Consider the following 295-nt stretch of genomic DNA (forward strand, 5'->3'; position numbering starts at 1 on the left):
CAAATGTCGGACAGACAGCTCTGGGCTCTATGAGCCCGGAGCAGATCGCAAAGCTGAAAAGCTACTGGGGAACAGATCTGCTTCCGGTGGAGCGGTATCTGAACTGGCTGAAAGACTTTCTCCACGGAAATATGGGAACATCCCTTTTATATCGCCGACCGGTGGCAGTGGTCATCGGGTAGAAGGTCATGAATTCCATCTGGCTTTTATTCACGGCATGGTTGTTTTCTGGTATTCTTGGCTTTTTCCTCGGCGTTCTCGCAGGAAAAAAGCGCGGTGGGATCATGGACCGGAT

At 51.2% G+C, this 295-nt stretch carries 1 pseudogene; it reads left to right on the top strand.

Annotation, left to right across the window (positions count from 1 at the left end):
* Positions 1 to 182 (top strand): annotated as a pseudogene (locus tag PZH32_RS13245) (ABC transporter permease); the annotation flags it as partial.
* Between the last annotated feature and the right edge of the window lie 113 nt (positions 183 to 295).

The organism is Adlercreutzia equolifaciens, from assembly GCF_029076695.1.
Taxonomy (GTDB): domain Bacteria; phylum Actinomycetota; class Coriobacteriia; order Coriobacteriales; family Eggerthellaceae; genus Adlercreutzia; species Adlercreutzia equolifaciens_A.